General features: G+C 43.5%; 21 protein-coding genes. 4 read left to right on the top strand and 17 right to left on the bottom strand.

Going from position 1 to position 22,374, the window contains the following annotated elements:
* Positions 1-112: 112 nt before the first annotated feature.
* Positions 113-1,351: an RNA polymerase sigma factor gene (locus KXD93_RS27805; RefSeq protein WP_258140831.1), complete on the top strand. Its 1,239-nt coding sequence runs from the start codon at positions 113-115 to the stop codon at positions 1,349-1,351.
* An 81-nt stretch (positions 1,352-1,432) separates the two neighbouring features.
* Here KXD93_RS27805 and KXD93_RS27800 read toward each other — a convergent pair whose 3' ends face one another.
* From KXD93_RS27800 to KXD93_RS27775, 6 genes are all read right to left on the bottom strand, one after another.
* Entirely contained in the window at positions 1,433-2,758 is a 1,326-nt protein-coding gene (locus KXD93_RS27800; RefSeq protein WP_258140830.1) for a DUF4097 family beta strand repeat-containing protein, read from the bottom strand.
* Positions 2,739-3,302, bottom strand: coding sequence for a hypothetical protein (locus tag KXD93_RS27795; protein WP_258140829.1), 564 nt, complete (start codon positions 3,300-3,302; stop codon positions 2,739-2,741). The genes KXD93_RS27800 and KXD93_RS27795 overlap by 20 nt, the downstream gene beginning before the upstream one ends.
* Positions 3,299-3,859, bottom strand: coding sequence for an RNA polymerase sigma factor (locus KXD93_RS27790; protein ID WP_258140828.1), 561 nt, complete (start codon positions 3,857-3,859; stop codon positions 3,299-3,301). Before KXD93_RS27790 ends, KXD93_RS27795 begins: the two co-directional genes overlap by 4 nt.
* 226 nt (positions 3,860-4,085) lie before the next feature.
* The gene (locus KXD93_RS27785; RefSeq protein ID WP_258140827.1) at positions 4,086-4,622 is read right to left on the bottom strand and encodes an AAA family ATPase; all 537 of its coding nucleotides are present in this window, start codon (positions 4,620-4,622) and stop codon (positions 4,086-4,088) included.
* Positions 4,623-4,802: 180 nt separating this feature from the next.
* Complete coding sequence (gene pnuC, locus KXD93_RS27780; protein WP_258140826.1) at positions 4,803-5,426, bottom strand: nicotinamide riboside transporter PnuC; 624 nt, start codon at positions 5,424-5,426, stop codon at positions 4,803-4,805.
* A 53-nt stretch (positions 5,427-5,479) separates the two neighbouring features.
* Positions 5,480-7,531, bottom strand: coding sequence for a M13 family metallopeptidase (locus KXD93_RS27775; protein ID WP_258140825.1), 2,052 nt, complete (start codon positions 7,529-7,531; stop codon positions 5,480-5,482).
* Positions 7,532-7,671: 140 nt separating this feature from the next.
* Between KXD93_RS27775 and KXD93_RS30575 the strand changes: the two genes are divergently transcribed.
* Positions 7,672-8,817, top strand: coding sequence for a redoxin domain-containing protein (locus KXD93_RS30575; protein ID WP_308726308.1), 1,146 nt, complete (start codon positions 7,672-7,674; stop codon positions 8,815-8,817).
* On the opposite strand, the gene KXD93_RS27760 is transcribed toward KXD93_RS30575, so the two are convergent.
* The 10 genes from KXD93_RS27760 to KXD93_RS27715 all read right to left on the bottom strand — a co-directional run bounded on the left by KXD93_RS27760 (position 8,807) and on the right by KXD93_RS27715 (position 19,931).
* Positions 8,807-9,463, bottom strand: a complete 657-nt coding sequence (locus KXD93_RS27760; protein WP_258140823.1) for a response regulator transcription factor — start codon at positions 9,461-9,463, stop codon at positions 8,807-8,809. The genes KXD93_RS30575 and KXD93_RS27760 overlap by 11 nt on opposite strands.
* A 40-nt stretch (positions 9,464-9,503) precedes the next feature.
* Positions 9,504-10,256 carry a sensor histidine kinase gene (locus KXD93_RS27755; protein ID WP_258140822.1) on the bottom strand — a complete coding sequence of 251 codons (753 nt, stop codon included), beginning with the start codon at positions 10,254-10,256 and terminating at the stop codon, positions 9,504-9,506.
* On the bottom strand, positions 10,253-10,888 hold the full coding sequence (locus KXD93_RS27750; RefSeq protein ID WP_258140821.1) for a hypothetical protein: 636 nt from the start codon (positions 10,886-10,888) through the stop codon (positions 10,253-10,255). The genes KXD93_RS27755 and KXD93_RS27750 overlap by 4 nt, the downstream gene beginning before the upstream one ends.
* Positions 10,889-10,915: 27 nt before the next feature.
* Positions 10,916-11,311: a hypothetical protein gene (locus tag KXD93_RS27745; protein WP_258140820.1), complete on the bottom strand. Its 396-nt coding sequence runs from the start codon at positions 11,309-11,311 to the stop codon at positions 10,916-10,918.
* Between the two features lie 27 nt (positions 11,312-11,338).
* On the bottom strand, positions 11,339-11,845 hold the full coding sequence (locus tag KXD93_RS27740) for a hypothetical protein (protein WP_258140819.1): 507 nt from the start codon (positions 11,843-11,845) through the stop codon (positions 11,339-11,341).
* 327 nt (positions 11,846-12,172) lie between these two features.
* The gene (locus KXD93_RS27735; RefSeq protein WP_258140817.1) at positions 12,173-12,658 is read right to left on the bottom strand and encodes a hypothetical protein; all 486 of its coding nucleotides are present in this window, start codon (positions 12,656-12,658) and stop codon (positions 12,173-12,175) included.
* Between the two features lie 12 nt (positions 12,659-12,670).
* Positions 12,671-14,830, bottom strand: coding sequence for a c-type cytochrome domain-containing protein (locus KXD93_RS27730; protein WP_258140816.1), 2,160 nt, complete (start codon positions 14,828-14,830; stop codon positions 12,671-12,673).
* Between the two features lie 156 nt (positions 14,831-14,986).
* Positions 14,987-16,012 (bottom strand): NHL repeat-containing protein, encoded by a 1,026-nt coding sequence (locus KXD93_RS27725; protein WP_258140815.1) that lies wholly within the window; start codon positions 16,010-16,012, stop codon positions 14,987-14,989.
* Between the two features lie 137 nt (positions 16,013-16,149).
* Positions 16,150-17,607 carry a DUF1501 domain-containing protein gene (locus tag KXD93_RS27720; protein ID WP_258140814.1) on the bottom strand — a complete coding sequence of 486 codons (1,458 nt, stop codon included), beginning with the start codon at positions 17,605-17,607 and terminating at the stop codon, positions 16,150-16,152.
* Between the two features lie 5 nt (positions 17,608-17,612).
* Positions 17,613-19,931, bottom strand: coding sequence for a PSD1 and planctomycete cytochrome C domain-containing protein (locus tag KXD93_RS27715; protein WP_258140813.1), 2,319 nt, complete (start codon positions 19,929-19,931; stop codon positions 17,613-17,615).
* Positions 19,932-20,113: 182 nt separating this feature from the next.
* Here KXD93_RS27715 and KXD93_RS27710 point away from each other — a divergent pair, with 182 nt between their 5' ends.
* On the top strand, positions 20,114-20,329 hold the full coding sequence (locus tag KXD93_RS27710) for a hypothetical protein (protein WP_258140812.1): 216 nt from the start codon (positions 20,114-20,116) through the stop codon (positions 20,327-20,329).
* Between the two features lie 205 nt (positions 20,330-20,534).
* Here the strand turns inward: KXD93_RS27710 and KXD93_RS27705 are convergent, their stop codons facing one another.
* Positions 20,535-21,146, bottom strand: coding sequence for an START domain-containing protein (locus KXD93_RS27705; protein ID WP_258140811.1), 612 nt, complete (start codon positions 21,144-21,146; stop codon positions 20,535-20,537).
* A 572-nt stretch (positions 21,147-21,718) separates the two neighbouring features.
* On the opposite strand from KXD93_RS27705, the gene KXD93_RS27700 reads away from it, so the two are divergent.
* Complete coding sequence (locus tag KXD93_RS27700; protein ID WP_258140810.1) at positions 21,719-22,309, top strand: RNA polymerase sigma-70 factor; 591 nt, start codon at positions 21,719-21,721, stop codon at positions 22,307-22,309.
* Positions 22,310-22,374 lie beyond the last annotated feature (65 nt).

Below are 22,374 nucleotides of genomic sequence, written 5' to 3'. Positions count from 1 at the left end.
AATGCCGGATGATGAGCGATTAATTAATTCGGCGTTCGATATTCCCTGTTAATTATTCGATATTTAAATTTTTAAACCAGGCCTTTGTACTTTTACACGGGCCTTTTTTATTATGAAGCAACAGGAATTGATCCCGCATTTATTCAGGACGGAATTCAGTAAAATTACCGCTGTATTGGGTAAGCTGTTTGGATTTGAATATATCGAAATTGCCGAGGACATCGCCAGCGATACCTTTTTGCTGGCATCCGAAACCTGGAGCCTTAAGGGTTTGCCTGAAAACCCGGTGGCATGGCTTTATACCGTAGCAAAAAATAAGGCCCGCGATTATTTAAGACGAAATAAGCTTTTTAATGAAAAGATAACGGCAGAAATTCAATACGCCAGCACAGAGCTGCACGAGATCGAAATCGACCTTTCTGACAATAATATAATTGACAGCCAGCTGCAAATGATGTTTGCTATTTGCCAGCCATCTATCCCGGCCGAGGCACAGATAGGGTTATCGCTGCGCATCCTTTGCGGTTTCGGGATAGAAGAAATTGCAAATGCATTTTTAAGCAATAAGGAAACCATAAACAAGCGGCTAACCAGGGCACGTGAAAAGCTTCGCGAGGAGAATGTTAAGATTGCCTTCCCGGCAGCGCAGGAGATAGACAAAAGGCTGGAGAATGTACTCACCACCTTGTACCTGCTATTTAATGAGGGTTATTACTCCCTCTCGCAAAACACAACCCTGCGCAAGGAGCTTTGCTTTGAGGCCACGCGCCTTAGTTACCTGCTCACCATTAACGAGGCGACAAACAAGCCTGTTGTTAATGCATTATTGGCGCTGATGTGTTTCCAGGCTTCGCGGTTAGAGGCCCGCACGAACGAGAACGGAGAACAGGTTTTGTATGAAGACCAGGACACCAACTTATGGGACCAGGAACTGATAAACCGTGGGAAAATCTTTTTAAATAAAGCAGCCGAGGGTAACGATCTGTCGAAATACCACATTGAAGCCGGCATAGCCTGGTGGCACACCGATAAGCAAGATACCGCTGAAAAATGGGACGGCATCCTGCAATTGTATAACCGACTGCTGATAATTGAATATTCGCCCATGGCGGCGCTTAACCGCACCTATGCTTTGTCAAAGGCAAACGGCAAACCTGCCGCAATAATCGAGGCGGAAAAACTTAACCTAAATAACAATCACTTATATTATACATTATTGGGTTATTTATATACCGATGTAGACAACGAAAAGGCAATTGAGCACCTTAAAAGTGCACTTAAGCTGGCTAAATCTGAAACGGCTAAGATTACGATTGAGAAGAGTATAAGCAAGGTTACTGTCAAAGCATAAATTCACGAAGTTTCAAAAACTTCGTGAATTTCTCTGCTGTAATACAACTCGTGTAATATATCCTAATTGGAAAAATCCGTGCTATTCAAAACTAACGCCGCCGTAGCTACTGTTGATGGTTACCCTTGCATCTGATCCACCCTTACCAACGTGCCCCTTATAATTGCGGGTGGTGCCGATGTGCCTGCTACCATCAGGCGGGTTTTTGCTGGTTACAGTTACCTTGTCGTCGTTATAGTTAAAGCCGGCATAGCTTACAGTGATATCAAAATCAAAGTTGCTGTTTGGGGAAAGGCCTACATTTGTTCCTGAATAGGAGTTATTGATGTTTAACCTTCTCAATGTACTGGCAACCTCACCAATTTTAAAGCCGCCCTCGTACGACAGATCAAAATCGCCCGAGCCCTTCAGCTTGCCTATTTTAAATGAACCGTAGCTCAGATCAGCCTTTATATTATTACACTCATCCATATCAACGCTGCCGTACGAAAAATCAACCTTGCCGCCATTCATCGAGCCAATCTTTATGCTGCCATAGCTGCCTTCAATTTCGTTAGACGGATTCGACAGGCTTTGGATTGTTGTGCTGCCATAGGAGGTGCTAACCCTTACCCTGCCGTCAAGATCTGGCAAAGCAATAGAACCATAGCTGGCCTCTACATTCAAATCATTTTTTGCCGGCATGAAAACCACGTAGTTAATCGTCAGCTTTTGTTTCTTGTTCTTTCCGCCGAAGTTAAAGATGCTCCAGAAACCATCGTTGCCATCCTGGTCGATATTAGTTTTGAAGGACACCTGGTCGCCGCTTTTGCTATCGCTGATCTGTACCCCATCAATTAGCTTTTGTGCGTCGTCGTCATTCCGGGCTTCGGCCTTTATTTGCACGTCAACCCTAACCTCGCGCCTGTCCCAGGTGTTAACGGTAATTTTGCCATACTGATTGCTCAGTTTTATCCGGTCGTTACCGTCAAGCGGGTAGCTTTTGCTGTAGTTCTTTAGTTTTAAGCTTTGAGTGGTGTTTTCCGACGCGTCGCCGTTATCATCGTCACCATCAGATACACTTACATTAAGGTTATTTAATAAACTGCCAAGGTTCAAATTGATTTTTGAATCGGTATTATCTTCTGCTTTACTATCCTCATCATCACTTACATTCAGGCTGATGTTTGATGCAAAGTTGTTTATAGTAGCCGTCAGGTTTTTACCCAGATCCTTCAGATTGGTGGAAATATTAGTTCCCAGGGCATCCATTTTTGCCTCGAAGTCTTTGTCGTCAAACGTTGCTGTAATGGTTGCCTTATGTTTGTTTTTCGACTTGACAGTCACGCTTTGAGCAAAGCTCAAAGTACTAAGGGCAAATAGCCCAATAGTGATAAGCAGCGCCGGTTTATATGTTTTTGGTATCATTGTTTTGTTCCTTCTTTTGTTCCTTCAGCTGCTGTATCACATTTAATTGTTGATTAAGTACCTGTGTCTGGATCTGTAAATTCTTGATCATTGCGCGTAAAACGCGTTCCTGGTTAGGGCTATCCTTAAGGTCGTCCTTTAATTCCTTGTATGTCGAATCCATTTTGGCTATCTCACCGTTGAACTCCTTATATAAATTAGGGTCAGTTTTTGAAAATGACTTTAATTCCGAGCGCTTGGACTCAATTAACGATGTATACTGAATCTGCTGCTGTGCGTATACCGGATTTATTGATGCTAGGTCGATTGGTTTTTGTTCCTGGTGATTCAGGTAAAAAGCAAAACCTATCCCCATAACTACTATAACCGATGCTGCTACCCGTAATACAAATCCTAATGAAAATGTCTTTTTCTCTTGTTTCTTTAAATCAGTATACTGCGGTGGCAGGTGCATTTCAATTTTGCTCCACAGGTCTGCCGATGGTTCCAGGTCGTCAAATTCCTCCCCGTTTGTTTTCATAAAATCCTCTAATCGCTTGCTCATGATGTTATCCCCCTTCTTTTTAAAATTTCCAAAAGCTTCCTTTTGGCCCTCAAAAACTGTGTTCTCGAGGTATTTTCTGAAATGTTCAGTATTTGTCCTATTTCTTCGTGGTCATATCCCTCAAGCAGGTATAGCGATATTACTAACCTGTAGCCTTCGGGTAATTCCTTCATTGCATCTTTAACTCTTGCCGCCTGGTATTGCGTTTCCTCTCCGTCGTCATACTCCTCCTCGGCAATATTCTCAAGCTGGTCGCCTTCCAGGTCGACCAGTTCAAGCTTTCGTTTGCGCAGCACGTTTATCGAGCGGTTTACCACTATTTGTTTGAGCCACAAACCAAACGTGGTATCCTGCCTGAAATCCTTTAGCTTGCTGAACGCGTCAACAAAAGCCTCCTGTAAAACATCTTCAGCTTCGGCAATATTCCCCACTATCCTAAAGGCGACGTTCAACATCGCTTTAGAATACAGTTTGTACAGCTCATAACAGGCTTTTTTACTGCCTTGTTTGCACTCAACCACCAGGTTGTAATGTTTGTCGACGTATACGGCTTCCAAATTTTAATCAGCTTGCGTATTATAAGACGCAGGGCTTTTTGCAACGTTGCATGAGGGGTGGATTTATTTCGGATTTCGGATGTTCGATTTCGGAATTATTTAATTTGTCTGAATCAGAATTTTTCACGGGATATTGTTTTTAAAGGCGTTCAAGAGGGCTGCGCCGTTTACAGAATTAATGGATTTGCAGAACCAAGGCGTATCTTGAAAATTATAAAATTCTGATTCAGACGTTTAAGAATCTATCAATAGCACCAACCGCGCTTTCATATCTTTCCGGCCCGGTGCCTGATATCAGCACGTAATTAGCCCTCAATTCATTCAGTTCCTTTTTCCATACTTCCATAAAATGCTCCCGCTTGTCCGGGAAGTCGCGCAACGGGTCATCTTCCCAAGGCAGGTCGATGTCTAGCAGCAGGTAAAGATCGTAGGGGTGTTTGGGTAGTTCGTCTAGTACTTCCTGTGGCGATTTGCCAAAGATCTCGTCGCTCCAGATCTTTACGGTGATGAAAGTTGTGTCGCAAATAAGGATCTTGTTTGCCTTTGGCGATAATTCTTCTTCCAACGCAATCTGCCCGTAAAACATATTGATCTCGTCCTGCCATGTTGGTGGCTCGGTTAGCTTTTCGCAATATCCCCGGGCATATTCGGGTACCCAAACGGTATTATAATGCGCTGCCAGGTACGCCGACATCGTTGATTTTCCCGTTGATTCAGGCCCAACTACTGCTATTTTTATTATTTCGGAATTCGGATTTTCCATCTCGGATTTTATCTTTTTTCAATGTGCAAAGGGTGTCATGGTGAGCTTGTCGAACCACGACGTGCGCAGTGGCCTATCCGCGTGCTGAGCAGGGCGCAGAGGCCTTTGCCCACATGCTTCACTTCGAGAACCTCAGTACAGGCTTGTGCCTAAGTATGACAGCCCTTTTAATGATGCCAATTACATAGTTTGCTTATTATATTCTTTTCGCCAATCAATGTAGCCCATTAATGCTATTGCCACGTACACTGCATACATAATGGCAGTTAAATCAAGCCCCTTAAATATGTAGACACCTACATAAATTATGTCTACAAACACCCACAATAGCCAGTTCTCTAAAATCTTTCGGGCTAAAAAAACTTGCGCAATCAGGCTGCAGGCTGTACAAAAGCTATCAAGATAGGGAAACGAAGCCGGTGTATAGTGCAGGATTGGGGCCAGTTTCACCAAAGCGAAGCCCAATGCCGGGGTAACTAATGCAATTATTAAAGCCGCATAGCGAATTTGTTTCGGGGTGACCTTTACAACCGGCGTTTTTACCGCTGCCGCTTTTCCGGTACTCCAGAAATACCAGCCGTAGATATTCATCGCCATAAAATAAAACTGCAGGCCCATGTCGGCATAAAGACGTGCATCATAAAAAATAAAGATATAAATGCCTACACTAATTATAGCCAGGGGCCAATTCCAGATCTTATTTCGCGCCGCGAGGTAAACACACAAAAGCCCGGTGATTACACCAGTGGTTTCCAGTAACGTTTGTTGTTTCAGCCATTCTTCAATGGTATGTATAATTTGCATCAACTGATTTAAAGTTTGGCCTTAATCATCTTCCGGTCTTTCCGACTCCATCCCTACCAAATTCTTACCCGCTTATCCGGATCAAGCCACATTTTATCGCCTTTTTTAATGCCAAAAGCCGCATAAAATTCAGGGATATCCGCAAATGGCCCGTTCACCCTTAAAAATGCCGGAGCATGTACGTCGGTTAGGATCTGGTTTGCCAGCACCTCATCGCGTTGGTGGCTCAACCAGCTTAGGGCATAGCCTAAAAAGAAGCGCTGCATCGGCGTAAAGCCGTTGATCTTTTTACCTTCCTTATATTGTTTGGTTTTTTTAAATGCATCAATGCCTAAAACAATCCCGCCCAGGTCGGCAATGTTTTCGCCGAGCGTTGCCTTGCCATTTACATGCAGGCTATCGAGTACTTTATAGCCGTTAAACTGGTCAACCAGCATTTGGGCGCGCTGGGTAAATTTCACAGAGTCCTGCGGCGTCCACCAGGTTTTGAGGTTGCCTTTGGCGTCGTACTGGCGACCCTCATCGTCAAAGCCATGGGTAATCTCGTGGCCGATAACCGACGCTGCTACATAACCATAAGCCATGGCGTCGTCCACATCCTCGTCCTTTATGCCGGGGATGAGCAATTGAGCTGCAGGCAGCGTGATTTCGTTATTCGACGGGCTGTAATTTGCGTTGTAGGTTTGCGGTGTCATGTTCCATTCCTGGTGGTTGATGGGTTTGCCCAGCTTGTTTATATTTACCAGGTACGACCAGTGCCTTGCCTGGATCACGTTGCCTGCATATGACTCCCGACTAATATTCAGCGTCGAGAAATCCTTCCATTGGTCGGGGTAGCCAACCTTCGGATGAATGGCGTTTAGTTTGATCAATGCTTTTTGCTTGGTTTCGGCGCTCATCCAGTCCAACTTTTGGATGTGCTCACGATAGGCCTGGCGGATAGCCTCCACTTCGTCCATATAGCGGATCTTTGCCTTTTCGGGGAAGTATTCCTTTACAAAAAGCTGGCCCAGCAGTTCGCCCATGATGCCATTTTCAGTATCTAAAACACGTTTCCAGCGGGGCAACTGTTCCTTTTGGCCACGCAACACTTTGCCTAAAAACCTAAAGCTCTCATCAGCTACCGCATTGCTCAAATAAGGCGCATACGAGGTGATCAGCTTTAAGCGCAGGTACGCCTTCCAGTCATCGGCAGAAAAAACTTTTAAAGCCTTGTTAACCGCCCGGTAATATTCCGGCTGCCCAACAATTACAGAATCCACAGGCTTTAACTCCAGCGTTTTGAACAGGGTGGTCCAGTTAATATCAGGCGTTAATTTATTTAGCTGGGCAATAGTTATCTTGTTGTAGTTGTGGTATGGATCACGCAGGTCCTCTAATTTACGGCTGCTGTCTGCCAAAAACTTTTCGATAGTATAGGTGCTTTTTGCCCCGGCAATTGCCTTTTGCTCATCCCAGCCGGAAAGCTTCAGCATGGTTGGCAAATACTTGTCGGTATAATCGGTGCGGATGCGGGTCGTGCGGGCATCTGTTTTGTAGTAATAGTCGCGGTTTGGTAGCCCCAGCCCGGTTTGCCCCAGCTGTACCATCATTTTCGAGCTGTTTTTATCGTCCTGCCCAACGCGCATCCCTAAAATATTGCGGGTGCCGGTAGTGGTCAATATAGCTGCTGCATTTAATATATCGTCAGCACTTTGAATTTTATCGATCAGGCTTAGCTGTGCCTGTAGTGGCGAAATCCCGGCTTTTTCAATACCTGTGGTATCAAGTCCGCTGTAATAAAAATCGCCTATTTTTTGGGTGGATGTTCCCTTTGCGGCGTTGGCCTTTAGCGCGTCCTCATTCACTTTTTTAAGCCGGTCGCGGATTTCCTCAGTAACTACATTGCCGATCCCCCAGCTGGAATAAGCCGGTGGAATGGGGTTGTTTTTTAACCAGGTACCGTTGGCGTATGAAAAGAAATCTTCACCAGGCTTAACCGAAGGATCGATGTTTTTATAGATTGGGTCGTCCGGGCTGTCGATTATTGCTTTGGTTTGATAGGCACATAAGCCAAATGCAGCCAATGCCGCTATGTAGATAACAGGTTTTAAAGTTGCTTTCATTACGAGGTACAGTTTAAACAAACTTAATAAAAATGTTGGAGAGATTGGAATGGTGTTCTTTGCGGCTGATTGTTTGCAATAGAAGAATAAAAGAAGAACTTAAACACTTATCTTTAATCGTCTTTTGAAAACAGTTATCAATGATGAAGGTAATCCTTTGCGCTATTTTTCTATTTCCTTTTGCTGGTATTGCCCAGTCGCCGTTTACCATTAAAGGTACCGGGCCGGGCTTAAAGGAGGGTAATAAGGTTTGGCTGGTGTTTAAGGTTAATGATAACACGAAGTATGATTCCACAGTGGTTGCCAATCATAGTTTTACATTTAATGGCACAATCGCAGACAAGGCTTATGGATATGTTTGCCGTAACGATAATCCAATGACCGCCGCCGAACTGCATGACGCCCTTAACTTTTACATTGAGCCGGGAAATATTCTGATCACCTCGCCTGATTCATTGCTCAATTCAAATATTTCGGGCACGCCAACCAATGAGGATCTTACGGCGTTAGATATTGCATTAAGATCATTGCAGAGCCGGTTTATAAAATTGAACGCCGATTTTGATGCGTTAAAGCCTGAACAGCAACAAAACATAGATACCGTCGCTGCTTTAAGGGCCAACTTTAAAAAAGTATTTTCTGAAATGGAACCGATCCAGTTTGCCTTCGTAAAGGAGCACCCAAGCTCGTATATCAGCCTCACCACGCTCGACCTGATGAAAAAGCGAAATGCCAACCTGGTAGTTGAAATTGATGCGGCCTATAAAAACTTAACGGCGGAGGTTAGGGAAACAGCATTCGGTAAAGCATTAGGACTTAGTCTTGAAGCTTCCTTAAAATCGGCAACCGGAATTATGGCGCCCGATTTTACACAGCCGGATGTTAATGGTAAACCGGTTAAACTTTCCGATTTCAGGGGTAAATATGTGCTGATAGATTTTTGGGCATCCTGGTGCAGCCCCTGCCGGGCCGAAAACCCGTTTGTTGTTGCTGCTTACAAAAAATATAAAGACAATGGCTTTACTGTTTTGGGCATCTCTTGGGATGAACCCGATACAAAGAAAGCCTGGCTTAAGGCGATAAGGGATGATGGCTTGACGTGGACGCAGGTGTCGGATTTAAAAGGGCGGAAAAATGTGGCGTCGAATCTGTATGGTATAACGCTTATCCCGTCAAACGTGCTGGTTGATCCGTCGGGTAAAATTGTTGCACGAAATATTAAGGATAAGGTGCTGGATGATAAATTGGCAGAATTGTTAGGAGATGTCAGCCCTGTTAAACATTAATTATCCCCGTTTTTATCGCGAAGATAACCAGCCCCACTAAATTTTTTGAGCGTGTTTTTTCAAACAAACGGGCGCGGTAACCTTCAACAGTGCGCACACTTAAACAAATCTTATCGGCAATTTCCTGGTTGGAGCATTCCTGGCAAACCAGGCGTAAAACCTCAATTTCGCGTTCGTTAAAATCAGCCAGCGACTGGGCCGAACTGCCACTGCCGGTGTTACCTGCCAGTTGTTTTATAAGGGTAATGGAAAGGTGTTCGTTAAAATAATAGTCCTTAGTGTAAACGGTAGAGATGGCTTCGATGATCTCTTCAGGTTCGGCATTCTTCAGCAAATAGCCTGATGCACCGGCCTTCATCATGTCCATAATATACTTGTCCTCATTAAACATGGATAGGGCAAGTATTTTTATATGGCTATACTTTTGCTTTATGTACGCGGTTGTTTGAATGCCATCCATTTCGGGCATTTTGATATCCATCAGGATCACATCAGGAATTACCATCCCTGTTAACATCCCGATAAGTTGCTTGCCGTTTGAGGCCTCAATTACAAGGTCAAAGTCGGCGCCATCTTCCAAAGTAGCTTTTAAACCATTTCTGAAAATTTTATGATCATCCGCAATGGCTAATTTAATTTTTTCCATGATTTACGTAAAAGTTGATAAATATAGATAAAAGCGTTAATTATATCATTACTCTGATAATTGTAATGGTACCATTCTTTGGCTTGGTATATACATTTACTTCACCATTAATAAGTTGCACCCGGCTTTCGAGGTTTTTCAGGCCAAAACCGTGCTTAACGTCGCTCATGTCGAAGCCTTTGCCGTTATCCTTAAATTCCATTACCAGCCACCCGGCATCCTTGGTAATGGTAAGGTTGATGACAGTAGCATCCGAGTGTTTGATGGCATTGCTAAACAGCTCCTGTGCAATCCGGTAAAAGGCCAATTCAATTTCCGGCTTTAACCTAACATCATCCAGTTTTTTTTTAAGGTTAACGGTAACGCTGGTGGTTTGTTCAATTTTCAGGCACAAACCCTCCAGCGCTTCCTTTAGTCCATAATCGGTTAATACTGGAGGCAGCACATTATGAATAATGTTGCGGATCTCCTGGATACATTCATCTGTTAACTGGCGTGTATCAGCCAGCAAAGGCTGCTTGTCGGCAATAATTTTGTCAAGACGGTGCAGGTTAAGCTTTATGGCCGACAACACCTGGCCCACGCTGTCGTGCAAATCCTCGGCAAGGCGCTTGCGCTCGCTTTCCTGTGTTTCAAACACGGCGTTCAGCAAATCGGTCTGCTTTTCGTCGTGGAGTTTGCGTAGCTCTACCTGGTTCTTTATCATTTTCCGCTGGTAGATGATCACGAAAAAGAATAAAAAAATAAGTAGTATAACAATGACAACAGTGCCTGTAATTAATATGGGTATCAAGGTGTTTTCTGGGGTTTACACAAAAGTCCGACAGTAAATAAGATGTTAGCTATAATATTGGTAACGGTGTGGATCATATAAAAATCTTCTTTGTGATCTTTAAGGATCTGCGCAAAAAGCATAAATAGAAAAACATTGGTTGCAAAATAAAGCAGTACGCCTGCATTTATCCAAAATAACCCTTGTTTTTCTATATGAACAAATTCCTGCCGGGTTAAAAGCTGGTAAAAATACACCAGCGAAAAAACGATGGCTACCATGCTTAAAACCGTATTTGAAATTGAAGGGTAGTCCATAAAACCTTCAAAAAAAATGGTGCTTACTATTAAAACCAAAAACCCCAGCGAACTTAATATAAAAACCATCCGCTTTAATAATAACGACGAAAATGCTTTATAATAAATGATGGTATAAAACAGCAGGCTTATAATGATAATAGCATGTATTGCCGGAAAATTGTTCGTTACATGATAATTGCTGGCTATTTCTTCGCCCCAATCAAACATGGTTGAGATGAGGAAATAGAGCGCGGCAATTTTTAAAACATTGTTTAGATGCCTGTAATTATACAATGCCGCAAAAACCGGCAACACCCCCGAAACAACTGAAATATAAGTATAAAATAGCGACATTCTTTAGTAATGCTGTTTATGCGTTGTTTATATGCTTTTAGGGCAGCCTGGTGATCCGGGGCACGGCATGGCCTGTTGGCCTATAACATCGTCGGCAGGGGCAACAGCCTTCAATTCAAGGCGCGATAGCGGTTTGTTTTTAGCCGTATGTACCATATCGGTGCCATCACTTTTAGCGCCGACTATTATCAGGTGTTTTTCGCTTTTGGGCTCGCTGGCAGGATGTGTGTGTCCGTAATAAAAACGCAGGCCTACGCAGCCTTCCTGGTTTAGGATCTTTTCAAGGATCTCTTTACCGAAGAAATGCGAATGCGGGTCCTCGGGGCGTCTTTCCCTATGATTTTTTGTCCATGCTGCAGCCACATGCAAATCGAACTCTTCGCCTTCTTTGCCGGTTAAAACCGGAGTTTTTAATTTTTCCACTTTGTTTAAGTAATTAGGTTGTTTAAATTATGATACGGAAGTAGTTAATACGTTTTTAGGACATCCGGGAGAGCCGGGGCATGGCATTGCCTGTTGGCCAACTATATCCAGGGGTTGGGGCGGTGGTGGGTCGGCCATAACCTTAGCAAGTTCTGTTCTGGCTAGTGGTTCTCCGACTGATGATAATGGTTTTGCGGTGGTACGCAGCATGTCGTTACCATCGCTGATTGAACCGGTAATAATGATGTGCTGTTCATCTTCAATGTTTCCAAGCACCTTTAATATAAAATTACTAACAGCTACCATTGCACGCTGCCAGCCGTTGATAGACTTACTGTTTGAATAATACATGCGGATGCCCAGGCAGCCCTCCTGGGCCAGGATCTTTTCAATTATTTCCCTGCCAAAAAAATGAGAAATTGTTTCACCTGGGTGCCTGTCTCTGTAGTTCTTTGTCCAGCTTGCAGATAGCTCCAGGTCAAATGGTTCACCTTCCCGCCCGGTGAGGACATTAGGCGTTGGTCTTTTTTCCATAGTTTTTGATTAATAGGATTAATAAATAGTTTGCATAAAACTAATATTAATTAGTTACTATTTCAAAACTGCGGTGAAATACGGGGAGATAGCTTGTAGTTGTATTTTTATCATAAGTTATTCATTTTCAATTAGTAATAAATATGTTAGCCATGTTGTCACTCAAAATTTTGCGTAGTTTTACGCAGTAAATTCCGTGGTAGCACGGGTTGAAAAAAGGGGTGTTTTGGGAGAGAATGCAATTGCTAAACATCATAAATCGATCCTCTCAGGTTAACTACGACGCTTTGTAAGGCTCTCCGTTGTGAAAATTATCAGGTGTGACTTCTATTTTGATATTATTCTCTCCAGCTTCCTGATGTTTTTGTAGCAAATGTAAAGCGGTATAATCCCGAAAATTCCAAAGCAGCAATCAATCATCCGCCAGTAAATAGGGATCTGCCTGATCGGTCCGGCGACAAATGCCAATGGTAATACCATCACACAGGCGATCATCCCAAACTGGATCACCCAGATGTTTTTTACTGGATCCATAAGCGGGCCAATAAAAGCTGTTGCAATTACAATATGCCCAAATGCCAGCCAGTCGGTACCGTAACTCAGCCAAGGGTAATGTGAATTGGTATCCTTTACGGCAAGGTAAATGGTTTCTATCCACTTTGCAATGAAACCGGGAAATATGGACGAATGCTTTACCATAAATGCCAGCTCCGTTTCAATGGGGAATGCGGTAACGCCGCTTAGCACTAAGCCAACGATAAAGATCCATACCCAAATCCTGATGCGTTTTCGTAATTGCTGTTCCTGGTTCATGGGTTGAAGATATTAATTTAAAAAGATCTCATCCATAAATACCCACTCCGGGCCTTTTTTAACCGGGTCCCATGCTGGCAGGGTTTGGATGTTTTTTGCGATAATCTTAAGACAATTTATTGGTTTGGCGATGTTTAGTTTACAATCAATGCCTACTGTTATAACCGGCTCATCCTTTTTAGCAGCCGGAGGGGTCACGTTGCTCAATAGCTTTAAATGGTTGATATCAGTGCCACCCCAAACCTCAATGCCTATTGGTAAAAAGATTTGGCTGCCCAGGTTCCGCAAACAATTTATGGTTACGTTATGCACATCGGCAGGTTTGTTAAACTGCATGTAGATCTCTATATTATTTTGCGCCCCTATCCACTTGCTGTTGCCAAAATTGGTGCCGCCGAGGTCCTTATCTATCAACGATTTTGCTCCATCAGCACTGTATTTAGGGTTCGGTTGTTTGATAAAGCTGATACTATCCGGGGTGTAAGTGCTTTTAAATACGCTAAACTGTACCACATCACTGCTTAACCAGCCGGCTTTGTACGCCTTAACTTTTATGTTGGTGTTCTTATTGATTGCCACCCCCGGCTTAAAAACGGGCGATTTAATACTATCCGGATCTGTCCCGTCAGTAGTATAACGTATTTGCACCCCCTTTATCGGGTGACTTAACTCCAGCGGCATCGACTCTGCAAATACCAGCGCGGTGTTTTTTAATTGGGGAACATTTAGTTTGATGGGTTTGCCGTCATCTTTAAAGCTTTTAATAAATTCAATCTTCTTGTTTTGGGCTTGTAGTTCATTCAATTGGGCATCGGTTAAACCGGTATCCCACAACGTAATTTTGGCTAAGCTTTTTAAGGCGCTGATTTGTTTTATGGCCGAGGCATTAAGCGGTGTGCCCGCCAGCGAGATCATTTTTAATGATTTCAAAGAGGCGAGATCCTTTAGCGTGCTGCCGGTTACGTCAGTAAAATTGAGGTTGAGAGTATGCAGGTTTTCAAATTGCGCAATGGTTTTGAGTTCGGCGTCCTTTACCGGCATTTTGCTTACATCCAGCGAAACCACCTGTTGTTTTATCGCGCTTAGCTCCTCCAGCGTTTTTGGGCGATAGGTGCTTTTGTTATAGATATTTACGCCAAGCGCCGGCGATTCCTTGGCATAAGGGTAAATAACCCGGTAGTTATTGTTCAATTTTTTGATGAGCTTGTCATCTGCGGCAGCAAAATCATATTTTTCTTCTGTTTCTTCGGCAGGTTTCAGGTAGGTGGATGCGATCATTCGCAGCGAGTCCTTTGCCGGCAGCGCAATCACCTTTTTCTTAAAATCTGCATTCTCTTTTACCCAAAGGTAAAGCAGGTCCATTTCATCAGGGGTTAGCTGCGGTTTACCTGCGGGTGGCATGTGCTTTTTATCTTCCTCAACCAAATGAATACGCTGCAAAAGCATACTGATCTGGGGTTGGCCCGGCACTATGAGTTTGCCGTCCTTTCCACCCTTTAAAATGGATTTTTCATCAATCAGCATCAGTCCTCCTTTGGTTTTGTCGGGATTGTGGCAACTGATGCATTTACTTTGAAAGATGGGCTGGATCACATCTTTGTAGACTAGTGCTTTGTCAAGTGGTACAAGGTCTTTTTCGGGATGCCAAACCGGGGCAAGTACGAAATTATCGCCATGCGTTAAATCGGCACCGAAGTGGCCGGCAAATACTAAGGATAGCACTACTACGCCTGCGCCCCATCGTGCAGTTTTAACATTGTACCATCCCGCACTGCGGCACCAATAAATAATCGTAGATACAAAAACAACGCTTACGCCAAGCCATTTATGCCATTGCAATGTGCCGCCCTCGTAGCCGGGCTCTTTGGAAAGGAACAATCCCATAATAGCTGTAAACGCAGCGAAAATTGCGCCGGTTAGCCATAGGTAGGTTGTAAAGTCGTGGTATAGCTTTTCGGTTTTAAAGCGATCTTTAAAGCGGAAGAACTCCAGCATCATGGCCATTATCAACACCACGATAGGGAAGTGCAGGATGAGCGGATGCAGCCTGCCAACGGGTTGCAGCCATTGCGGGATTACAATGGCGGATCCAAATACAAGCAAAAAAATGATAAAAATATTGAGGGCAAATAGCAGGTTTTCAGCAAAACCTTTGTGCTTGCTTTTTATCATTTAGTTAGAATAGTTTAAATTTTTAGGTTGTTTATAATTAACAGATTGTCATTGCGAGAAAGAACGACGAAACAACCTCGTCGCTCTGCATATCCGCCATGCTTACGACGAGGTTGCCACGCTATCGCTCGCAATGACAAAATTTATTAGGTGAGTTTACACCCTTGTAAACTTATAAGGGTAAACCTTGCCCGACGCCCATTGCGCCACGTATAAATTCTCATCATTATCAACCAGTACATCGTGCGGATTCAAAAAAATCTTTTCGGCTTGCGCCATTGGTTGTAACACGCCGTCTTTATACACAGGTTCGGTACCGCCAATATTGGATACTACCTTATTATTCTTATCCAGGATAGTAGTAAACCCGGTATTTTCTGCATTCAGATTTGGCGAACGCAGCACTGCTGCATATAAATGATCGCCTTTAATAACCGGCCTGCAAACACATGCGCCCGGAAGCTTGATCACTTCCATAAGCTTGCCATCCATACTGAAGCGTTTAAAACAGTTACGGGTACGGTCGGTAATTAATAGCGTTGGGGTAGGGTTGCGCCTGTCAATCACAATGCCATGGGCATTATCCAAATGCTCATCACCATCACCGCGGCCGCCGAAGAAATGTTTCAGTTTGCCGTTTTTATCGTACTGCATAATATATTGGGAGCCATAGCCATCAGCAATATAAAAATCACCATTGGTATCAACAGTGGTTTCTGTGGGGATAAAGTCCTCCGGCTTTTTGTAAACTCCGGTTTCCAATGGCACATCAATCGTCATCAGGATCTTACCATCCATAGTGGTTTTATAAACCTGGTGCTTTACGGTATCAGTTATAAACAAAAACTCTGCTCCGTTTTCATTTACCAGGGTAAGCCCGTGCGCACCCGGAAACTCGTGCCCCCAGGTATCCAGCAGCTTGCCCGATTTATTATAGATCAGCACATTGTTCTTCGTCTCGTTGGTAAGCAGCAGGATGCGCCCTTTTTTATCCTGCACCATTTCGTGGCAGTCGTTCACCGGATTTTTCATCGGATCGGCCTTGCTCCATTGCTTGTCCATACGGTAGCGCATGTTGCCATGCCCATAAACCGGACCATCATTTTTTGCCAGCAGATCTTTGGCTATAAAAAAGCTGCCCGTAAAAACGGCTGACTGCTTGATGAATTTTCTTCTTTCCATAGTGCTATTTTGATTTCACTGATTATTATTTCTCTGGATTACACCGATTGTAAAATGATTACACCGATTTGCGTTGAATTAATATGATTTTCCATCAACGTAAATCAATCGGTGAAATCATCCCAAAATCGGTGAAATCAGGATAGTATTCCCTTAACCACATTGCCGGCAACATCTGTTAACCGGTACCTGCGGCCCTGGCTTTTAAAAGTTAATTTTTTATGATCGAGTCCTAATTGATTTAATATGGTTGCATGAAAATCGTGTACATGAACCGGGTCCTTCACTATGTTGTATCCAAACTCATCCGATTCGCCGTAAACTATTCCGGGCTTTATCCCGCCGCCCGCCATCCAGATACTGAAACAGCGCGGGTGATGATCGCGTCCGTAATTTGCCTTTTCCAGCTTTCCCTGGCTGTAATTGGTTCGCCCAAATTCGCCGCCCCAAATTACTAAAGTTTCGTCGAGTAAACCGCGTTGCTTAAGGTCGGTTACCAATGCTGCCGATGCCTGGTCAACATCCATGGCCTGGCCTGCCATTTCCTGTGGCAGGTTGTTGTGCTGGTCCCAGCCCTGGTGATAAAGCTGCACAAAGCGTACCCCATTTTCTGAAAGCTTGCGGGCAAGCAGGCAGTTTGCCGCGTAGGTGCCGGGCACCAGGCAATCCGGTCCGTACATTTTTATAATATCGTCTGATTCCTTGGAAACGTCCATAATCTCCGGCACCGCAGCTTGCATGCGGTATGCCATTTCATATTGTTGCACTTTTGCAGAGATCTCCGGGTCGCCAAATTCCTTATAGCTGATGTCGTTTAATTCAGCCAGTTTATCCAGCATTTTGCGGCGTTCGCGCCTGTCAATCCCCGGCTGATCGTTCAAATAAAGCACAGGGTTTTCGCCGCTGCTGAATTGTACACCCTGGTGAATGGAGTCTAAAAAGCCGTTACTCCAAAGTTTTGAATATACGCCCTGTCCATTACCTTTTCCTTTAGATAATAATACCGTAAAGGCAGGCAGGTTCTGGTTTTCGCTGCCCAAACCATAGCTTACCCACGAGCCCATGCTGGGGCGATTACCCTGCTGTGCGCCTGTTTGGAAAAATGTTAAAGCGGGATCATGGTTGATGGCTTCGGTATACATGGAGCGGATGATACAAATATCATCAGCAATTTTGCCGATATGGGGGAACAGGTCGCTCACCCACGCTTTTGATTCGCCGTATTGCTTAAAATCGTAAAAAGAGCCTACCAGCGGAAAATGGGCTTGGTTGGCCGTCATCCCGGTAAGAATTTGGTTGCCACGAACAGATGGTGGCAAATCCTGGCCCATCATTTCCCGTAGCTTCGGCTTGTAATCGAATGATTCCAATTGTGAGGGCGCGCCATCCTGGAAAAGATAGATCACCCGTTTGGCCTTTGGTGCGAAGTTTGGAATACCGGGGATAAAATCTGCCTCGCTATCTGCGCCGCTGCCGGTAAAAAGGTCTGGGATAAGCAGGGAACCGAGTGCAATACTGCCCAGGCCCAGGCTAAGCCGGGACAGGAACCTGCGCCTGTTTATATTGAGGCGATGTTCTAAAATATCCTTTTCCATTGCCATCAGGTTTTTGTAATTGCTTCCTCTAAGTTATAAATTGTATCAACGGTTTCCATCATGGCCGCCAGTGTAATTTTATCAAGATCTTTAGGGATAGGGTATTCGCCCACGCTTAATACCTTTTGGGCGTCCTTTTTATTTAATGTCTTAAGCTGATCAGCATAATAGCCTGTTAAAATCCCCAGCTCTTTTTCATTCGGTGTGCGGCACATGATGAGCCTGAATGCTTTGGTGATCTTATCTTTCGATTGACTTTTGTCTGCCAATAATTTTGCCGCCAAAACCCGTGCAGCCTCCAATACCGTAGGATCATTTTCCATCAGCAAAGCCTGCAAAGGGGTGTTCGTCCGTAAGCGTTTTACTTCGCATTGATCGCGATTGCTGGCATCAAAAATGGCCATCTCAACAGGCGGAACGGTGCGTTTTATGAGGGTGTACATACCGCGGCGGTACAAATCAGAACCATGAACTTGTTTATAGCTGGCAAGTATTCCCCGGCCTGATGTAGCGTTTTCCCAAAGGCCCGGTGGCTGATATGGATTTACGCTTGGCCCGCCGATGGTTGGGGTTAGCAACCCGCTGCTTGCCAATACCAGATCCCTAACCAATTCGGCATGCAACCGGTAACGCGGACCACGGGTTAATAAGGTATTATCCGGATCGACCTTCATTTTATCCGCTGTGATTACTGCTGATTGCCGGTAGGTTGCCGACATTACCATTTGTTTAACCAGCCGTTTCATATCCCAGCCATGGTTCATAAAATCAACAGCCAGCCAATCCAGCAATTCCGGGTGCGATGGCAGATCGCCCTGCATCCCAAAATCGCCTGAGCTTTTTACAATGCCCTTGCCAAAGAGTTCCTGCCAGGTTTGGTTTACAAATACGCGGGCGGTTAGTGGGTTGCGTTTATCAAAAAGCCATTTGGCAAGCCCAAGCCTGTTTTTTGGTAACGAATTATCAAATGGCAAAATAGATTTTGGGGTACCGGGCTCAACCTCGTCGCCATGCGCATCATAATTGCCACGTTTAAGGATGTACGTTTTGCGGTAAACCTCACTATCGCCCATTACCGATACAATGAGCTTACCGGTATCCTGCTTGTTTATGAATTTCAAAATGCCCTTAACGTCATCATTGGTAACCTGCATCATCGGCCGCTTGGCATAAGTTTCAGGCCCGCCAACAGTTGATTGGATCCCCGGCTCCTTCACACTGTTAAAGAACGAAAAAAGCTGGTAATACTCTTTTTGTGAAAATGGATCGTATTTGTGATCGTGACAGTGGGCGCACTCAATAGTAACGCCCAACAGTGCCTTGCCAAATGTGTTGGTACGGTCGGTAACATAAGCAACACGGTATTCTTCATCAATTACACCACCCTCTTCGGTTATTTTATGGTTGCGGTTAAAGCCGGTTGCCAGCAATTGTTCTTTATTAGCATTTGGCATCAGGTCGCCGGCCAATTGCCACGATATGAATTTATCATAGGGCAGATTTTCGTTATAGGCATGGATCACCCAATCCCTCCAGGGCCATTGCGTGCGATAATTATCGTCCTGGTATCCGTGCGAGTCGGCATAGCGCGCAACATCCATCCAGTGCAGCGCCATCTTCTCGCCATAAGCTGGGCTCTTCATCAGCTCATCAACTACCTTGTTGTAGGCATCAGGATTTTTATCAGCCAAAAACGTGTTCTGCATTGCTAAAGTTGGCGGCAAACCTGTCAGGTCAAGGCTTACGCGTTTTAACAAATGTTCCTTATCTGCTTCGGGACTTGGTTTAACGCCATATTGTTCCTGTTTATGCAGGATGAAGTTATCTATAGGGTTTTTTGGCCATTCCTTATCCTTAACCTCCGGAACAGGCCACGATTTGGGCGACACAAACGCCCAGTGCTTTTCATATTTAGCCCCTTGCTTTATCCACTTTTTTACCAGGTCGACCTCATGTGGGGTTAAGCGTTTCAAATTTGAATTTGCCGGGGGCATCATCTCAGAAGTATCATTGGTTGATACGCGTTTGAATAGTTCCGACATTTCAGGCATGCCTGCAACCAGTACATGTGCATTGGGATTATCCCTTAACGCTTTAAAAGCACTTTCGGGTTTATCAAGCCTTAGCCCGGCCTGCCTTTTACTGGCATCGGGGCCATGGCATTTGTAGCACTTATCGGAAAGTATTGGGCGAATATTAAAGTTATAGCTAACTGTATCAGGGATCTGATCTTCAATGTTTGATGCAGGCATATGGCAGGCATTAAACATGCCCGAAATGCATATTGCGCATAAAAGGCCCAACAGGTATAATTTTTGCCGCATAGTAAGATAGCTATAAGCGCTATAAATGGTTTATAAGAAAGTTAAAATTAAACAATTAAATGTGAATTTAACATCAATGCTTATAAAGTGATTAATAATTGAAACAAGTTTTTTACATAGAAGATAAAGTTTGATTATTGCTCGCTATCTGCTAAATTTGGTTAATCAAAACCTTATCCTACATGAAAAACAAAAACGACGATTTGACCGATCGGTTACTAAGCGACGATACTGAAGAAAATTTGCGGATGGAAAATGAACTGCTGCGATTAAAGTTGCGCGCAGAGTTTGGCAGCAAATTGCATGACACCGGCAATCTTCCGCCTGATATTGAGAACGAGTTTTTGAAATACGTTTTTGCCGCTGAACAAAATCATGCCAAATTAAAATCACGTTAAGATCTGCGATTTTTTAGTGGCTGCCGGAGGTTAAAAATAGATGGGCTAAATGAAGACTTAATTGAGCCCGCCTGCCCTGAATGAAATAACGGACCTGTTTTTAAAAAATATAGTGGCGCATTTCGGCGATGAATAGGATTGCTGTGCCCCGTGCTGGTTTATTACCGAATTTTTTTCCGGTTTTATACAGGCATAACAGGTAAGATCAGTTGTTGTATTTTTCTTTCAGCATCTCCCTTAGCTTAGCAAATGAATTATAGGGGCCTATTGCCATAGTGGCGTTAACAAGCCATGACGGGATACTGCCACCGGGGTCAACGCTGAAGGTATAGTCAACCTTTAGTTTATTTTCTGTAACCTGTGTTACTTTCCATTTTGCTAGTGAATAAGGAACCCGCACAAATTTTTTATTTTGTGGCAGGTAGTCTGGGATACTTTTTGCCTGGATCTCTAAAATTTCTGCCCCCGAAGAGATATCCAGTTGTACGATAAGGTCGCGATCTTTAATCGGCCATGGTAAACGCGATTCGGTGTAGTAAATTATCTTATAAGGATTAAGGCTTTTTAATATTTCAGATTTTTTGTTTGAATATACCCAATCGTTATAATTGCCAATATCCTGTAATGTGCTGATCAATTGTGCTTTGGTTGCGTCCAATTCGCAAATAACCCGTAATTCTTTTAAATTTCCGGTTGCGGCTTTGCGGGTATAAACCGCTATGCCATTTTCATTTTTTTTAAGCTCCCAATTTCCCTGTGCCATCGCCGCAACAAACGCAAAGAGTAGTGTGCTTACCAGGAAAAGCTTTTTTTTCATTAGTTACATGGCTTTAATAGCTGTTATTATATTATACTCATAAATTAGCAAAACAGTATAACAAGCAAGTAATATATTAGTTCAGTCTTGACCGAAGTTGGCCCTGGTTTTATAGCCATGGGAATTGTTTGGCCGGGCTAAAGTTGTTATAGTTACAACCGGATGACCGCGTTCCATCGCTTGTTCTTTCGTTAAACCGTGAAGTTGTAATACAGTTCAATTTAACATTATAAAATGATTGAATTACCCTGATTACAAAGAAGGGTTTTGTAGCTAAGGTTGAAGAAATGTAAAAATTTTTTTGCAGCTTGATGTATTGAATATTAACATTTTTTGTTAAAATTGTATAGGGTGGCAATAATAATTGTTATTTAAACACTTGTATTACAGCTTTTTGTTTTTTAACCCCATTATTTTGCCAAAACCAAAATAAACCAATTGTAATTGTTGCTTTTTTTACGGTTTTTGAAAAAAATTAAGTCCAAAAGTTTGGTACTTAGTTTAATTTTTTTGAGTTTTGTTAAATAGTTAGTGTTCACTTAACACCACACTATAACCGCCAATTTAAACGCATGGGTATTTTTACTTCGCATTCTGATGATGAACTGCTTGTTTCCCTTAAAAGGGATGAGCTTGGTGCGTTCAAGGAAATCTACGGGCGGTATTGGAAGAAAATGTTCGGGGAGGCCTATAAGCGTTTAAAAAGCAAGGAGTTGGCTGAAGAGGTTGTGCAGGAAATATTTACCAGCTTTTGGTTAAAGCGGCATACGCTTCAATCCACTACAAATATTGGGGGCTATTTACATCTTGCGGTTTATAACGGCGTTATTGATTTATACCGCAAGGAACAGGTTAAGGAGAAATACAAACAGGCCTTTAAAGTAGTTCACTCCGAACTGGATACTTCGACAGAGGACTCGATATTCCTGAAGGAGCTTGTTTACAGTATTGAAACTGAAGTTAGTAACCTGCCGGATAAATGCCGCTCTGTTTATGAATTGAGCCGTAATGAGCATAAGTCAAACAAGGAAATAGCGGTGTACCTGGGGATCTCCGAAAAAACGGTGGAAAACCACTTAACCAGGGCATTGAAAAAATTGCGTGTTGGGTTAAGCCATTATTTGCTTACGGCCTTAGCTTTTGTAGGGCTCCTGGTTAAATAAAACTCGCATTCCGTATCTTAAATATATTTCAGGCTTTTTGTGAAATCACTTAAACCATTAGCTGT

The sequence above is a fragment of the Mucilaginibacter phenanthrenivorans genome (assembly GCF_024721155.1).
GTDB classification, from domain to species: Bacteria; Bacteroidota; Bacteroidia; order Sphingobacteriales; family Sphingobacteriaceae; genus Mucilaginibacter; species Mucilaginibacter phenanthrenivorans.
The sequence above is the reverse complement of the archived record's forward strand: the minus strand, read 5'-3'. Positions and strand labels throughout refer to the sequence as shown.

Coding starts and splice junctions, on each gene's coding strand:
- pnuC (WP_258140826.1), bottom strand. CDS start 5,426: ATGCAAATTATACATACCATTGAAGAATGGCTGAAACAACAAACGTTA.
- KXD93_RS27735 (WP_258140817.1), bottom strand. CDS start 12,658: ATGAACCAGGAACAGCAATTACGAAAACGCATCAGGATTTGGGTATGG.
- KXD93_RS27715 (WP_258140813.1), bottom strand. CDS start 19,931: ATGCGGCAAAAATTATACCTGTTGGGCCTTTTATGCGCAATATGCATT.
- KXD93_RS27700 (WP_258140810.1), top strand. CDS start 21,719: ATGGGTATTTTTACTTCGCATTCTGATGATGAACTGCTTGTTTCCCTT.
- KXD93_RS27800 (WP_258140830.1), bottom strand. CDS start 2,758: ATGATACCAAAAACATATAAACCGGCGCTGCTTATCACTATTGGGCTA.
- KXD93_RS30575 (WP_308726308.1), top strand. CDS start 7,672: ATGATGAAGGTAATCCTTTGCGCTATTTTTCTATTTCCTTTTGCTGGT.
- KXD93_RS27750 (WP_258140821.1), bottom strand. CDS start 10,888: ATGTCGCTATTTTATACTTATATTTCAGTTGTTTCGGGGGTGTTGCCG.
- KXD93_RS27785 (WP_258140827.1), bottom strand. CDS start 4,622: ATGGAAAATCCGAATTCCGAAATAATAAAAATAGCAGTAGTTGGGCCT.
- KXD93_RS27730 (WP_258140816.1), bottom strand. CDS start 14,830: ATGATAAAAAGCAAGCACAAAGGTTTTGCTGAAAACCTGCTATTTGCC.
- KXD93_RS27795 (WP_258140829.1), bottom strand. CDS start 3,302: ATGAGCAAGCGATTAGAGGATTTTATGAAAACAAACGGGGAGGAATTT.
- KXD93_RS27705 (WP_258140811.1), bottom strand. CDS start 21,146: ATGAAAAAAAAGCTTTTCCTGGTAAGCACACTACTCTTTGCGTTTGTT.
- KXD93_RS27760 (WP_258140823.1), bottom strand. CDS start 9,463: ATGGAAAAAATTAAATTAGCCATTGCGGATGATCATAAAATTTTCAGA.
- KXD93_RS27740 (WP_258140819.1), bottom strand. CDS start 11,845: ATGGAAAAAAGACCAACGCCTAATGTCCTCACCGGGCGGGAAGGTGAA.
- KXD93_RS27805 (WP_258140831.1), top strand. CDS start 113: ATGAAGCAACAGGAATTGATCCCGCATTTATTCAGGACGGAATTCAGT.
- KXD93_RS27775 (WP_258140825.1), bottom strand. CDS start 7,531: ATGAAAGCAACTTTAAAACCTGTTATCTACATAGCGGCATTGGCTGCA.
- KXD93_RS27720 (WP_258140814.1), bottom strand. CDS start 17,607: ATGGAAAAGGATATTTTAGAACATCGCCTCAATATAAACAGGCGCAGG.
- KXD93_RS27725 (WP_258140815.1), bottom strand. CDS start 16,012: ATGGAAAGAAGAAAATTCATCAAGCAGTCAGCCGTTTTTACGGGCAGC.
- KXD93_RS27710 (WP_258140812.1), top strand. CDS start 20,114: ATGAAAAACAAAAACGACGATTTGACCGATCGGTTACTAAGCGACGAT.